Source organism: Streptomyces sp. NPDC002057 (assembly GCF_040296665.1).
In the GTDB taxonomy this organism is placed as follows: domain Bacteria; phylum Actinomycetota; class Actinomycetes; order Streptomycetales; family Streptomycetaceae; genus Streptomyces.
Map to the genome: position 1 here is coordinate 63,461 of NZ_JBEOXR010000040.1, position 14,079 is coordinate 77,539.

Annotated in this window: 12 protein-coding genes and 1 tRNA gene; 5 read left to right on the forward strand and 8 right to left on the reverse strand. The window is 72.4% G+C overall.

Annotation, left to right across the window (positions count from 1 at the left end; genetic code table 11):
- Position 1: 1 nt before the first annotated feature.
- The 5 genes from ettA to ABT129_RS26715 form a co-directional block, all read right to left on the reverse strand.
- Complete coding sequence (gene ettA, locus ABT129_RS26695) at positions 2-1,666, reverse strand: energy-dependent translational throttle protein EttA (RefSeq protein ID WP_351906575.1); 1,665 nt, start codon at positions 1,664-1,666, stop codon at positions 2-4.
- A gap of 306 nt (positions 1,667-1,972) precedes the next feature.
- Entirely contained in the window at positions 1,973-3,424 is a 1,452-nt protein-coding gene (locus ABT129_RS26700; RefSeq protein ID WP_351906578.1) for a Cys-Gln thioester bond-forming surface protein, read from the reverse strand.
- A 228-nt stretch (positions 3,425-3,652) separates the two neighbouring features.
- Entirely contained in the window at positions 3,653-4,153 is a 501-nt protein-coding gene (locus tag ABT129_RS26705) for a single-stranded DNA-binding protein (RefSeq protein WP_351906581.1), read from the reverse strand.
- Between the two features lie 237 nt (positions 4,154-4,390).
- Complete coding sequence (locus ABT129_RS26710; RefSeq protein WP_502981922.1) at positions 4,391-6,280, reverse strand: GTPase; 1,890 nt, start codon at positions 6,278-6,280, stop codon at positions 4,391-4,393.
- A 1-nt stretch (position 6,281) separates the two neighbouring features.
- Positions 6,282-7,892: a dynamin family protein gene (locus ABT129_RS26715; RefSeq protein WP_351906584.1), complete on the reverse strand. Its 1,611-nt coding sequence runs from the start codon at positions 7,890-7,892 to the stop codon at positions 6,282-6,284.
- A gap of 302 nt (positions 7,893-8,194) precedes the next feature.
- Between ABT129_RS26715 and ABT129_RS26720 the strand changes: the two genes are divergently transcribed.
- From ABT129_RS26720 to ABT129_RS26730, 3 genes are all read left to right on the forward strand, one after another.
- Positions 8,195-8,267, forward strand: a tRNA-Arg gene (locus tag ABT129_RS26720).
- A 196-nt stretch (positions 8,268-8,463) separates the two neighbouring features.
- On the forward strand, positions 8,464-8,826 hold the full coding sequence (locus ABT129_RS26725) for an antibiotic biosynthesis monooxygenase (RefSeq protein WP_351906587.1): 363 nt from the start codon (positions 8,464-8,466) through the stop codon (positions 8,824-8,826).
- An 88-nt stretch (positions 8,827-8,914) separates the two neighbouring features.
- On the forward strand, positions 8,915-9,601 hold the full coding sequence (locus tag ABT129_RS26730; RefSeq protein WP_351906590.1) for a DsbA family oxidoreductase: 687 nt from the start codon (positions 8,915-8,917) through the stop codon (positions 9,599-9,601).
- 114 nt (positions 9,602-9,715) lie between these two features.
- Here the strand turns inward: ABT129_RS26730 and ABT129_RS26735 are convergent, their stop codons facing one another.
- On the reverse strand, positions 9,716-10,162 hold the full coding sequence (locus ABT129_RS26735; protein ID WP_351906593.1) for a winged helix DNA-binding protein: 447 nt from the start codon (positions 10,160-10,162) through the stop codon (positions 9,716-9,718).
- Positions 10,163-10,324: 162 nt separating this feature from the next.
- Between ABT129_RS26735 and ABT129_RS26740 the strand changes: the two genes are divergently transcribed.
- A complete protein-coding gene (locus ABT129_RS26740; protein ID WP_351906596.1) occupies positions 10,325-10,912 on the forward strand; it encodes a TetR/AcrR family transcriptional regulator in 588 nt (195 codons plus the stop codon).
- Positions 10,913-11,053: 141 nt separating this feature from the next.
- On the opposite strand, the gene ABT129_RS26745 is transcribed toward ABT129_RS26740, so the two are convergent.
- Complete coding sequence (locus ABT129_RS26745) at positions 11,054-12,391, reverse strand: esterase-like activity of phytase family protein (protein WP_351906599.1); 1,338 nt, start codon at positions 12,389-12,391, stop codon at positions 11,054-11,056.
- A 289-nt stretch (positions 12,392-12,680) separates the two neighbouring features.
- On the opposite strand from ABT129_RS26745, the gene ABT129_RS26750 reads away from it, so the two are divergent.
- Positions 12,681-13,829: a winged helix DNA-binding domain-containing protein gene (locus ABT129_RS26750; protein ID WP_351906602.1), complete on the forward strand. Its 1,149-nt coding sequence runs from the start codon at positions 12,681-12,683 to the stop codon at positions 13,827-13,829.
- A gap of 17 nt (positions 13,830-13,846) precedes the next feature.
- Here the strand turns inward: ABT129_RS26750 and ABT129_RS26755 are convergent.
- Positions 13,847-14,079: potassium-transporting ATPase subunit C (locus tag ABT129_RS26755; RefSeq protein WP_351906605.1), on the reverse strand; the 233-nt coding region annotated here is incomplete at its 5' end.

Here is a 14,079-nt window from a genome sequence, read left to right on the forward strand (position 1 = left end):
CTCAGCCTCGGGTCAGCTTCTTGTACGTGGCGCGGTGCGGGCGGGTGGCGTCCGCGCCGAGGCGCTCGACCTTGTTCTTCTCGTACGACTCGAAGTTGCCCTCGAACCAGTACCACTTGGACTCGCCCTCGTAGGCGAGGATGTGGGTGGCGACCCGGTCCAGGAACCACCGGTCGTGGGAGATCACGACCGCGGCGCCGGGGAACTCCAGGAGGGCGTTCTCCAGCGACGACAGGGTCTCGACGTCGAGGTCGTTGGTGGGCTCGTCGAGGAGCAGCAGGTTGCCGCCCTCCTTGAGCGTGAGCGCCAGGTTGAGGCGGTTGCGCTCACCGCCGGACAGCACGCCCGCGGGCTTCTGCTGGTCCGGGCCCTTGAAGCCGAAGGCGCTGACGTACGCGCGGGACGGCATCTCGACCTGGCCGACGTTGATGTAGTCCAGCTCGTCGGAGACGACGGCCCACAGCGTCTTCTTGGGGTCGATGTTGGCGCGGCTCTGGTCGACGTACGAGATCTTGACGGTCTCGCCGACCTTGATGGAGCCGGAGTCCGGGGTCTCCAGACCCTGGATCATCTTGAAGAGCGTGGTCTTGCCGGCGCCGTTCGGGCCGATCACACCGACGATGCCGTTACGGGGCAGGGTGAAGCTCAGGTCGTCGATGAGGACCTTGTCGCCGAAGGCCTTGGAGAGGTTCTCGACCTCGACGACGATGGAGCCCAGGCGCGGGCCCGGCGGGATCTGGATCTCCTCGAAGTCCAGCTTCCGCATCTTGTCGGCCTCGGCCGCCATCTCCTCGTAGCGGGCGAGACGGGCCTTGGACTTGGTCTGACGCCCCTTGGCGTTCGACCGCACCCACTCCAGCTCCTCCTTGAGGCGCTTGGCGCGCTTCTCGTCCTTCTTGCCCTCGACCTTGAGGCGGGTGGCCTTCTTGTCGAGGTAGGTCGAGTAGTTGCCCTCGTAGGGGATCGCGCGACCGCGGTCGAGCTCCAGGATCCACTCGGCGACGTTGTTCAGGAAGTAGCGGTCGTGGGTGACGGCCACCACGGCGCCCGCGTACTTCGAGAGGTGCTGCTCCAGCCAGTTCACCGACTCGGCGTCGAGGTGGTTGGTGGGCTCGTCGAGGAGGAGCAGGTCCGGGGCCTCGATGAGCAGCTTGCAGAGCGCGACACGGCGCTTCTCGCCACCGGAGAGGTTGGTGACCGGCCAGTCGCCGGGCGGGCAGCCCAGGGCGTCCATGGCCTGCTCCAGCTGGGCGTCGAGGTCCCAGGCGTTGGAGTGGTCCAGGTCCTCCTGGAGCTTGCCCATCTCGTCCATCAGCTCGTCGCTGTAGTCGGTGGCCATGAGCTCGGCCACCTCGTTGAAGCGCTTGAGCTTACCCATCTGCTCGGCGGCGCCGTCCTGCACGTTCTCCAGGACGGTCTTCGACTCGTCGAGCTTCGGCTCCTGCATGAGGATGCCGACGCTGTAGCCGGGCGAGAGGAACGCGTCACCGTTGGACGGCTGCTCGATCCCCGCCATGATCTTCAGAACGGTGGACTTACCGGCACCGTTCGGGCCCACCACGCCGATCTTGGCGCCGGGCAGGAAGTTCAGGAAGACGTCGTCGAGAATCACCTTGTCGCCGTGCGCTTTACGCGCCTTGCGCATGGTGTAGATGAACTCAGCCAAGAGAAACCGTCCGGCGAGGAGTGAGTGGGCAGATACACCCCATCTTGCCTGACCGCCACCCCCGGGCGGAAACCGGTAAGCCGGGAGCCGGGCGGAAGCGGGCTCCCGGAGGGGGTCGGGCCGGCGCCGTGGCGGGGGCTTACCGGGCGGTAGGGGGCGGAAACGGGGTCCGGACGTGCGACGACCCCGGGCGCGGATGCGGTCCGGGGTCGTGCGGGGGTCACGGGGTGGTTCCGATGTGACGCGGATCACCCCGCGGAGTCAGGGCGTCCCGGTGCCGGCGGGGCCGGCACCGGGGGCCTGGGCTCAGTGTCCGGCGGTCTTCTTCTTGCGGAGGAAGAACACGGCGCCGCCACCGACCACGACGAGCGCGGCGGCGATGCCGGCGATCATCGGGGTGGCGTTGGAGCTGCCGGTCTCGGCGAGGTCGCCGCCACCGGTGGTGCCGGTCGTACCGGTGGTGCCACCGGTGGTGTCACCGCCGGTCGTGCCCTCCGTGGCGGACGGGGACGGCGAGGCCGGGGTCGAGGGCTCCGTGGTGGGGGTCTCGGAAGGCTTCGGGCCGGGAGGGGCCGTCTCGCAGTCCAGGACGCCCTCGAAGGTCTCCTCGAAGCCGTTCGGGCCGGTGATGGTGAACTTGTACGCCTCGTCCTCGGCGATCGGGACCAGGATGGTCTTCTTCTCACCCGGGGCGACGGTGTGCGACGTGCCCTTCAGGTCGAAGGTCCACGGCTCGTCGCCCTCGTTGGAGGCGACGACCTCGAGGCCGCCCTTGGCGCACTCCTTGGCGACGGTGACGGCCGGGACCGCACCCTTCTTCGCCCACGTGGCCGAGGCCTTGGCGGTGACGGTGGAGTCGCTGGAACCGGCCAGGATCAGGGTCTGCGACGGGCCGTCGATGGAGACGAACGCGCGGCCGAGCTGAACCTTGGTGGTCGCCTCGGCGGCCACCTCGGCGGTGCCGTCGGCGGTGCCGGCGGGAACGTCGAGGAAGAGCTCGGCGCCGTTGGCCGCGGTGGTGACCGCGTTGCCGGCCTTGTCGACGACCTTGACGCCCTCGGGGGCGCCCGGGACGACGGAGACCTTGACGTCCTTGGCGTTGGTGTTGACCGTGATCGGGCCGAGCTTCTCGCCGGCCTTGCCCGCGACGGAGGACGGGGAGAGGCTCAGGGAGGCCTTGGGCTCCTCGAGCTTCGTCGCCTTCTCCAGCAGGTAGTCGGTCAGCTTCTGCGCGTCCGCGTCCTTCGGCTTCGCCGTGACGTTGTCGGAGAGGGTCCAGATCGCGGCCTGGGTGCCCGCGGCGGCCTCGCTCTTGGACAGGTCGACGCCGACGTTCCCGCCGAGGACCTCGGTGGAGAGCTTCGGGTAGCCGTTCTCCAGGATCCAGAGGATCTTGCCCGCGTTGTCGTTGTTGTGGAGGGACGACTGGTCCCAGCCGACCTCCTTGTAGTCGAAGTCGTGCTTCGCCGGGGTGCGAAGGTCGATGCAGTACGTCGAGAGGGAACCGCCACCCTCGACCTGCATGTTGAAGAGACCGCCCCGGACGGACCACTTGGAGCCGTCCTTCTCGGAGATCTCGACGCTGCCGGACTCCTCCTTGGACAGGTTGCCGAGCTTGGCCTTGACGCCACCGGCACCCGGGGCGTCGTCGGCCAGCGCCGGACCGGCCGTCGCGAGGGCGCCGGCGGCAACGAGCCCCGAGATCAGGGTGGCGGCGGCGAGGCGGCGCACAGCGCCCCGCCCACGAACAGAAAGCATTGGATTCCCCTCCGGGCGAGCCACTCCGCGCGAACAGCGTTGTTCCGCGTGGGGGGAGAGCACGCCGACAGAACTCACAGACTCGATGGGCTCAAGTGCCACATGAGTACCCGGGAATCCTAGGGATGCGGAACCCCCTGGTGCCCGACCATACGGTCAGATAACCATTCCGAATCGGAATCGTTATCGGGCAAGGCGAGTTGGTCGACAAATCGCCACGACGCAAGGTCAGGACACGGTCACGAAGCGAGTTGCGGCCTCGGCCACGGCGTCCGCCGCCGCCCCCGCCCACGGGTCCCGATCCGGCGCGGGACCGAGCGCCGCCACCCCCTCCCCCGTGGGATCGCGCTCCTGGTCGGGGCCGGGCGCCGACCTCGCGGCACGCCGGAACGCCGCCGTTCCCCGGCTCAGATCGTGCCCCACGGCCAGGGCCGCCACGTCCACGAAGGTCTTGCGCTGTCCGTCGCGCTCGTCCTCACGCACCCTCAAGCGCCCGTGCACCACGAGCGGTTCCCCGACGGACACCGAGGCCGCCAGATTGGCCCCCAGCGAACGCCAGGCCGACACCGTGTAGAAGCTGGTCGGACCGTCGGACCAGAGCGCCTTCTCGCGGTCCCAGCGGCGCGCGGTGACCGCGAAGCGGAACCTGGCCACTCCTCCTGTCGCCGTGTCCCGGTACTCCACCGCCGTCGCCACGTTGCCGACGAGCGTCACGGTCGTGTCGTTCATTGTCCCGTCCCCCACCCTGCGTTCACTCTGCGGTCTTCTGCCCGATATGCGTCCGGTACGCGTCCCGAACGCGTCCGGTACGCACCAGAGTGGGGCCACGGGGAAGACCCCGCCGCGGGCTGTGGACAGATCCGGAGAAGTGGACAACTCCCCCACTCGGGAGGGTGAACCGGAGGGGTCGGCAGGGCGGAGGAGTCACCGCGGAGAACAAGGGGGCAGGGGCCGCGGGAGGGCCAGCTACCTCCCCCGTACCCCCGTCCGCGTCGCACCCAGCCGGCCGGCGCCGGCGCGGCTCCCGCCGACGATCCGCGTCGACGGGCGCGTACCCACCACCGTCGCGTACTGCTCGCGCACCTCCCGGTAGCGCATCAGCTCCGCCGCCACCGGGTCGAGCACCCGGGCCCGGCCGCAGGCGGCGGTCGCCTCCCGGAGCCGTCGCTCGGCCTCCTGCCCGTACCGCTTGGCGGGGCCCTTCACCGCGCCCTCGCAGGCCCATTCGACGAGCGGTCCGCCGACGATGCCGCCGAGCATCACCAGGACCGGCGCGAGGAGCCCCGGTTCCACCACGCCGACGATCTGCCCGACGAGCCACAGCGCGCCGAAGATCTGCAGCAGCGTCATCACCACCTGGGCGAGGACGGCGGCGGGCCACCACGCGGGCCGGGGCGGCCGGGCCGCCGGGTCGCCGATCGTGACCGTCAGCTCGTCCAGGGCCTCCGGCAGCCCGTCCGCGCCGCGTGCCGCCGCCTCGCGCACGGCCTGCGCCCAGGGCGTCGGAAGCCCGCGCGAGGCCTCGTCGGCGACGATCCTGACCGCCTGCTCGACGCGTTGGCGCGCCGTCAGCTCCTCCTCGACCGGGGAGGAGAGGTGCGGGTCCGTGGAGCCGTGGGCGCGGATCCGCTCGTACCAGCGGTAGAGGCGCAGCCAGGGGGTTCCGCAGGCGCGGATGGCGCCCCGGCGCCAGACCCGTTCGGCCGCCTCGCCCGCGGCCTGGGCGCCGACGGCGGCCGCGAGCCGGTCCGTGAAGGCCTCGCGGGCGCGCTCGTCGAGACCGGGCCGTCCGTCGGCGAGGTAGGCCGGGCGCAGCCGGGCGGCGGCGGCGTCGACGTCGGCGGCGAGCCGGCGCTCGGGGGCGGTGCGTTCCTGGACGAAACCGGCGATCATGTCGCGCAGTTCGGGTACGCCGTCGCCGGTCAGCGCGGAGACGGCGAGGACACCGGCGCCGGGTTCGCCGTGCTCGCCGAGCGCGACGCCGTCCTCGTCGAGGAGGCGGCGCAGGTCGTCGAGGACGAGGTCGGCGGCCTCCGTGCCGAGCCGGTCGATCTGGTTGAGGACGACGAAGGTCACCTCGGCGTGTCCGGCGAGCGGCCGGAGGTAGCGCTCGTGGAGGGCGGCGTCCGCGTACTTCTCGGGGTCGACCACCCAGATGACGCCGTCGACGAGACCGAGGACCCGGTCGACCTGGTCGCGGTGGGCGGTGACGGCCGAGTCGTGGTCGGGCAGGTCGATGAGGACGAGCCCCTGGAGCCCGGCGTCGGCGGCGCCGCCCGCGAGGGGGCGGCGGCGCAGCCGGCCGGGGACGGCGAGCCGGTCGAGGAGCCCGGCGGCGCCTTCGGACCAGCTGAGCGCGATGGGCGCGGAGGTGGTGGGGCGGCGCAGTCCGGTCTCGGAGACGGGAACGCCGGCCAGGGCGTTGAAGAGCGTGGACTTGCCGCTGCCGGTGGCACCGGCGATGGCGATGACGGTGTGCCGGGAGGAGAGCCGCTGCCGGGCGGCGGCCTCGTCGAGCACCCGGCCGGCCTCGGCGAGGGCCTCGCTCTCGACCCGCGTACGGGAGAGTCCGACGAGTTCGTGGAGGGCGTCGAGGCGGGCGCGGAGGGGACCGCCGTAGTTCCCTCCGAGGGGTGGCAGCGTGTCCTCCTCGTCCGGAGGTCCGTCCTCCCCGGGCAGCGTGCCGACGGCGGCGGCGCGCTCGCTGGCGCGCCGGGCGATCAGCCCGTCGTCCCAGCTGCCGCGACCGCCTTCCCGGTCCGGCCCGCGGTCCCCCGGCTCGCCCTTCGCGCCCCGCTCGCCCCTCCCGTCCCTCTCGCCGTCGTTCGGTCGGCGCTCGTCGTCCGCGTCCACCACGTCACTTCTCCTTCTGCAGTACGGAGAGCGCGGCGATCAGCTCCGCCTGCGGCTCGGGGGTCACGTCGAGCGCCACGAGGGGCGCGAGGCGCCGGTCGCGTTCGGCGTGCAGGACACGGTCGACGTACGAGAGGACCAGGTCGCCGCCCTTGTCGCGCAGGCGCAGGGCGGCCTGGGCGCCGAGGAGTTCGGCGAGGCGTTCGCCCGCCGCCCGGGTGCGCCGGCCGCCGAGGAGGGAGGCGGCGAGGAGGGCGGCGACGGTGTCGGCCTCGGGGGCGGCGGTACGGGAGGTGGAGGGGCGCTCCTCGCTCCGCACCTCCTCCTCGGCCAGCTCTTCGAGGACGCGGCGCCAGCGCCGCACCTCCACGCCGATCCGCTCCGCCGTGTCGCGGTCGCCGCCGGTCCGCAGGGGGCCGAGGGCGTCGGAGGCGGGTTCGCGGCGCCACGTCTCCCGGACCTGCTCCTCGGCGGCGGAGACGGCGCAGTGGAGGAGGGCGGCGAGGGACTCGACGAGGGCGTCGAGGAGCTCGTCGGCGGTGCTGTCGCGGGGGTAGGAGCGCCAGCGGGTGCGGGCGTCGCCGGCGAGGACGGCGCCGCGGCCGAGCTCCTTGCGCACCCGCTTGCCCTGTTCGCCGTACGCACCTTCGACGGCGCCGCCGAGCCGGACGGCGGCGGCGTACTGCGCGGCGACCGCGGCGGCCAGCTCGGGGAGCCGGGCGTCGAGGGAGTCGATGACGCCGGAGGCGGTCCGGTCGGCGGCCTGCTGACGGGCGGCCGGGTCCTCGGCCCGGTGGGCGAGCCAGCCGCGCAGGGCGGCGACGGCGGAGTCGGGGAGCAGCCCGCTGCCGCCGTCGGCGGATTCGGGCAGCTCGGGGATGGTGAAGCGGGGCACGTCGCCGAGGCCGGCCTTGTCGAGCAGGGCCTCGTACTGCCGGGAGACCTCGCCGATGACCTGGTGGGGGACGCGGTCGAGGACGGTGACGAGGGTGGCGTCGTACTCCTTGGCGGTACGGAGGAGGTGCCAGGGCACGGCGTCGGCGTACCGCGAGGCGGTGGTGACCATCACCCAGATGTCGGCGGCGCAGATCAACTCGGCGGCGAGGAGCCGGTTCTCGACGACGAGGGAGTCGATGTCGGGCGCGTCGAGGAGGGCGAGGCCCCGGGGCATGGAGGACGCGGTCTCGACGCGCAGGGCGTTCTCCTCGGGGGGTGCGTCGTCGGCGGGGTGGTCCTCGTCGGCCTGGGGCAGCCAGACGCGGGTGAGCTGCGGGAGGACCCGCATCCCGGCGAACCAGTGGTGGTCCTCGGGGTGGCACACGAGCACGGGGGTGCGGGTCGTGGGTCGGAGGACCCCGGACTCGCTGACCCGGCGCCCGACAAGGGAGTTGACGAGCGTGGACTTGCCGGCCCCGGTGGACCCGCCGACGACGGCGAGGAGCGGGGCGTCGGGATCTTTGAGCCGGGGCACCAGATAGTCGTCGAGCTGGGCGAGCAGCTCGGCCCGGGTCTGCCGGGCGCGTGGTGTGTCGGGGAGGGGGAGGGGGAGACGCACGGCGGCGACACGGTCGCGCAGGGCGGAGAGTGCGTCGATCAGCTGAGGCCGTTCGTCCAAGGTCACCACATGCGAAGAATGCCCAATTTATGAGTGTTTTTGAAGCCTATTGCGGCTCTGCGCGCCGAAGAGAGGAGTGGTGACCGGAAGCTCAGGCATAACGAGTGCACAACACCCGCCCCGAGCGACGCGAAAAGCGCTGCGCGAATCGCACCTGCCTGCGATTATCGTTCCGCTTCACCGAACCTCCACATCGTGCCACGCAGGTGAAGCAACCGGGCCAAGGCGATCGGAGCCCTATCCTTGTCCCGGCAGGCCACACCCCACCCACAAGGGGCTCCTGGCCACACGGCCACCACCCGGCCCCCGTAGCTCAGTGGATAGAGCAGGTGCCTTCTAAGCACTTGGCCGCAGGTTCGAGTCCTGCCGGGGGCGCTCCGCGTAAGACCCTCCTTCGGGAGGGTCTTTTTGCTGGTGGGAGGGAGTGCGGGAGGCGGGTCGGGTTCCGCTGCCGGAGGTGGGAGCGGTTCGGGTCGTGGTCGCTCTTGACCTCAAGTTCGCTTGATATTTCAAACTCCTGCTCAGGGGACGACGCCCGTCCCCCGCGACAACTCGCAACAGGAGAACCGACATGAGCACCGACGCCGGCAGCGATCACGGCTTCTACTCGATCATCGACTACACCGTGGACGGTCCCGCGACCCAGGACGAGGTCGTGAGTGCCTTCGCCGACATCCAGGAGCGGTGGGTCAGTTTCTACCCCGGCTACCGTTCGGCCCGGTTCCACGTCAGCACGGACGGCACCCGGGTCTACAACATCGTGGCCTGGGCGAGCGAGGCCGACTACCGCAACTTCGTCGAGACCTCCGACACCGAGGGCCGGATGGCCGCCATCGGAGCGGCCCTGGAGGGGCTCACCGGCAAGGCCGAGGCCCGTATGAGCGGAGTCCCCACCTACACGGTCGTGCGGGAGATCGGTCCTCGGACGCGGTAGTCCACCCCACGCGTCGCCGTACGGCTCCACGGTCGGCGCGGCGCCGCCCGGAAGGAGCCGGAAGGAAGCCGAAGGAAGAAGGCAGTCGATGAAGGTCGAGATGTACGGGGATGTGCTCTGCCCCTGGTGCTACATCGGGAAGCGGCGCGTCGAGGCCGCCGTGCGGCAGCTGGCCGACAGCAGCCGGGTCGAGGTGGTCTGGCGGAGTTACGAACTCGCCCCGGACGAGGGGCGGACGCCCGGTCCGACGGCCGCCGAGGCGATGACGGCCTGGTGGGGCGACCGGGCGCCCGAGCGGGTCTCCCGGATCCAGGAGGAAGGCCGGCGGGAGGGGCTGGAGCTCAATCTCCACCTCGCCCGGCCGGTCAGCACGTTCGACGCGCACCGCCTGCTCCACCTCGCGGCCGAGCGCGGTCTGTCCGACGCGGTGCTGGAGGGTCTGCTGCGGGCGTACCACACCGAGGGTCGCAACATCGCCGATCCGCAGGTCCTGGAGCGGGTGGGCGTGGCGGCCGGGCTGCCCTCGGACGAGGTCCGTGCGGCGTTGGCCGGTGACGCCTTCGCCGAGGACGTACGGGCGGACGAGCGGCGCGCCGCCGCGCTGGGCATCGCCGGCGTCCCGTCCCTCGTCGTCGACGGTGGACCCCCGACCTCGGGAATCCAGTCGCCCGCCCGGCTCCGGGCCCTGCTGGAGGACGCCCTGGCCGCGTCGCACGACCCCGGGCGGCAGGACCGGCACGACCGGCTCCCCGGGAGTTCGACGCCACGCGGCTGACCGTTCCGAAGGTGCGGGCCGCCGCCGTCGCACACGTGCGGGGCCTCCGTCCGAACAGCCGCCGCCACCGCCCGAGTGCATGCGTCGCGCGTACCCGTGCGCCCCGATCGACGACTACGCGGGCGCGGCGGCGAGTTCCGCGTTCGCCCTGGCGGTGACGTGGGCGAGGGCGCGGGCGGCGATCTCCCGGTCGCTCGCCGGGAGGTCGCCGTAGAGCCGCTCGGCCAGTTCCGCCACGGCGTCCGTGAAGCCCTGCCGGATCTCGCCGCCCTTCTCCGTGACCGAGGCTCCCTCGGCGTCGAGCAGCCCGGCGGCGACGAGCTCGTCGAGCAGCGTGTGCACCTCCGACGGGCCGATCTTGAGCCTCGCCGTCACCTCCTCGACGGCGCCGGTGCGGTCGAGTCCGTCGGCGACGGCGTCGAGCGCCACCGACTGGTGGAAGGTCAGGCCCGAGTCCACGAGCAGTCGGTCCCGTACGGCGGAGATCGCGTGGTACGCGAGGCCGATCACGCGGCCGTTCAGGACGGGGGCGGAGGGGGAGCTGGCGGGTGCGGTGGTCATGGCGGGCGTCTCCTTCGTCGGCGTGCGGATGCGCCGGGTGCGCCGGCCCCAGCCGGAACCGGAGAACTCTCCGGTTGGCCTGACGTCAGCTTAAACGGAGAGGTCTCCGGTTCTCAAGAGATAACCGGAGACCTCTCCGCTACGTCCGTTACGCTGCTCCGCATGACCGTCCCCGCCGAGCGCGCCGACGCCGCCCGCAACCGCCTCCGCATCCTCGACGCCGCCCGGCGCCGGCTCGCGGCGGACGGCTTCGCCGAGCTGTCCCTGGACGCGGTGGCCAAGGACGCCGGGGTCGGGGTCGGCACCGTCTACCGCCGCTTCCACAACCGGGCGGGGCTCGTGTACGCCCTGATCGAGGAGAACGAGACCCGCTTCCAGGAGAGCTTCGCCCGCCACTGCCGGGACGGGGCTCCGTCGGCCCACGACCGTCTGCGCGCCTTCCTGCACGGCATGGCCGACCTGGTCGACGACAACCGGGAGTTGCTGCTCCTGGCCGAGGCGAGCGCCCCGGCGGGGCGCTACCGCAGCGCCCCCTTCCGCCGGCACCACGAGCAGATCCTCGGCATGGTCACGGAACTCGCCCCCGGTGCCGACGCCGCCTACCTGGCGGACCTGCTCCTCATGGCGTACACACCGGGCCTCTTCGACTTCCAGCGCACCGAACGCGGCTGGGACGTCGACCGCGTCAAGCGTGGTCTCGACGCGGTGGTCGCCGGTATCGCGGCCGTGGGAGACGCCGGCCCTCGGTAGGCGCCGCACCGCAGGGAGCGGTCCGCCACCGTCGGCGCGACCGGGAGCGGGCCGGTTCGCCGTCGGCGTGACCACCTCCGGGCGGCGCCCGTCGGCCGGACGTCCCGCCCCGCCCCCGCCCCACCCCTCCGTCACATCGCGTCAGCGCAGCGCGCGGGGCAGCTTCACCCGGACCAGGGTGGTCTCCACGTCGCTGTCGACCAGGCGGCCGTTCGCGTCGAAGGCCGCGGGGCCGTCCGTCATGCCGAAGTCGTTGTCGTTGAGCAGGACCAGGGTCGAGGAGCCCTCCAGGGCGATGCCCTCGATCTTCCCCGGGACGCCCTCGACCGTGTTGAAGTCGACCACCAGGCGCTTGGTCAGGACCGGTACGTCCGCGGCCGACCCGTCGTCGAGCTGTTCGAGGCTCGGGGTGACCGGGGTGTCCCAGCGGGAGCCGAGGATGTCGGAGCCGCGGCGGAGGCGCACCTCGTGCACGCGGGAGGACTTGTCGGTGCGCTCCTGGACGAGGAGGCGGTCGTCGCCGAGCGCGACGACGGAGGAGATCTTCAGCTCGGCCGTCTTCGTCTGGCCGGGCTCGACGACGCCGACCGGGTCGAAGCGGTACGCGTACTCGGCGGTGACGCGGTTCTTGCGGGTCGAGAAGCGCAGCAGCCGCGTCGTGCGGGAGTCCTCGCCCGCGACCTTGTCGGGGTTGAGCAGCGGGCTCTGCAGGGCCAGGACCAGGTCGCCGCCGGGGAGCAGCGCGAGGCCCTCGAAGCCGCGGTTGATCTTGCGCTTGAGGTAGATCGACGGGAGGGACTCGATCACCGGGTAGTCCGCGCCGGTCAGGGCGAGCCCCTTGGGGACGTGGCGGGCGAGGACCCGGCCCTTCGGGGAGACGTGCACGAGGGAGGGGCCGTACTCGTCGACCAGCCAGAAGCTGCCGTCCCGGTCCCGTACGAGTCCCTCGGTGTCGAGGCCGTTGGGGTTGTACGGGAGCGGGGTCGAGGCGTCGTACGTGTACGGGGCCTCGTCGCGGCCCGGCTGGTTGGGCAGGCCGGTGACGGGGGCGCCGGAGGCCGTGGTGAGCGGGATGGACTTCAGGACCTGGACGCGGCCGCCGACGGCGCGGACCTTCACGATGGCCGGGTCGAAGCCGGGCACGGGGAAGGTGCGCCGCTTGTCCTTGCCGACCGCTATCTGGCCGTTGGGGCCCCGGTCGGTGACCGTCCAGTACTCGCCGCGCCGCTCGGCCGGGTAGAGGTCGCTGCCGATGCCGCCGAGGTCGACGTCCCGGTCGTCGTCGACGCTGCCGGGCAGCAGGCGGTTGCTGAACGGGGCGAGCGGGATGTCCGGCAGCGTCGAGGTGGAGACGACGCGGGCGGCGGAGCCGTGCCACGCGGGCTCGGCCTCGGCCGTCCCCATGACCACCGTGCACGCGAGTGCTACGGACAGCGGCAGGACCACGGCGGCGGGCCGGCGCATGAGGCGCGGATTCATCTGAACTCCCTTTGGAGCCTGGGAAGGCACGGAGGCGCGGGACGTACGGAGAGGCGTGGGACGCATGGTGGCGTGGGACGTACGGAGGGATGGGGCGTGTGGGCGTCTGGGGCGCGGACGCGTGGAGGCGTCGCGCGCGGGGGTGTCGCCCAGGGTGGCGGCCTCATGGTCCATTTCCGGCCACAACGCCGGGCGTCATGCGTGCGACGGCCGGGCGAGTCCTGGGTGAACGCGCGGCTTCGGGCGGGACCCGTCCCCTCCTCCCCCGCCGCCCGGGGAGAATCGCGCCATGACGACGACCCCGCGCGCGCTCAACCGCTCCACTCTCGCCCGGCAGTTGCTGCTCGACCGGGCCACGATCGACGTCGGGGACGCGGTGCGGCGGGTGGTGGCACTTCAGGCGCAGCAACCGGGTTCGCCCTACGTGGCGTTGTGGAACCGCGTCACGGACTTCGATCCGGAGCGGCTCGACGAGGCCCTGGCCGGATTCGAGTTGGTCAGATCCACCCTGATGCGGCTCACGCTGCACGTGGTGCACGCGGAGGACTACCGGGCCTTCCGCGAGGGCATGGAGCCGACGCTGCGCGGCTCACGGCTCCACGACCCCCGCTACAAGGCGGCGGGGTTCACCGCCGCCGACGCCGACGCGCTGCTGCCGCGCCTGCTGGAGTACGCCGGGGAGGCGCGGACCGGGGCCCTGATGCGGGAGTGCCTGGAGGCGGCGCGGGGCGGGCCGGTGGAGGCCGTGGTCTGGCGGATGATCCGGCAGTACGCGCCGCTGTGGCACGCGCCGTCGGGGCCGCCGTGGTCGTTCGGGACGGCGCAGTCGTTCGTGACGGCGAGCACGCTGCCGGTCCTCGCCGATCCGGACGCGGCGGCCGCGGGGCTCGCCGTCCTGCTCCGGCGCTACCTGGAGGGGTTCGGGCCGGCGTCCGTCCCCGACATGGCCCAGTTCACGACCGCGCCGCGGGGCAGGGTGCGCGAGGCGGTACGGCTCCTCGAAGGCGACCTGGTCCAGTCGGAAGGGCAGGGAGGGACGGTGCTGTACGACGTGCCCGGGGCGCCGCTGCCCGACGGGGAGACCCCGGCGCCGCCCCGGCTGATGGCGATGTGGGACAGCGTCCTGCTCGCCTACGCGGACCGGGGGCGGATGATCCCGCCCGAGTACCGCAAGCACGTGATCCGGGTGAACGGCGACACGCTGCCGACGCTGCTCGTCGACGGGTACGTCGCCGGGGTCTGGCGGCCCGTCGAGGGAGGCATCGAGGCCTCGGCCTTCCACCCGCTGTCCGCCCGGGTCTGGGAGGAGCTCGCGGGTGAGGCCGAGGCGCTCGACACCTTCCTGGCCGCCCGGGACCCCCGGGTCTACGGCCGTTACGACCACTGGTGGGTCAAGGGCCTCCCCACGGTCGAGACCCGGGTGTTCACGGGCCGCTGACCTCGCCCCGTACCCCTTCAGCCCGCCGTCCTCGTCAGGTCCTTGAGTGCGATGTTGAGCTGGAGGACGTTGACGCGGGGTTCGCCGATGAAGCCGAGGATGCGGTCGTCGGTGTGGTCGGCGACGAGTCGGTCGACCTGGGCGACGGTGAGGTCGTTCTTCTCGGCGACGCGGTGGACCTGGAGTTCGGCGTACTCGGGGGAGATGTGGGGGTCGAGGCCGGAGCCGGAGGAGGTGACGGCGTCGGCGG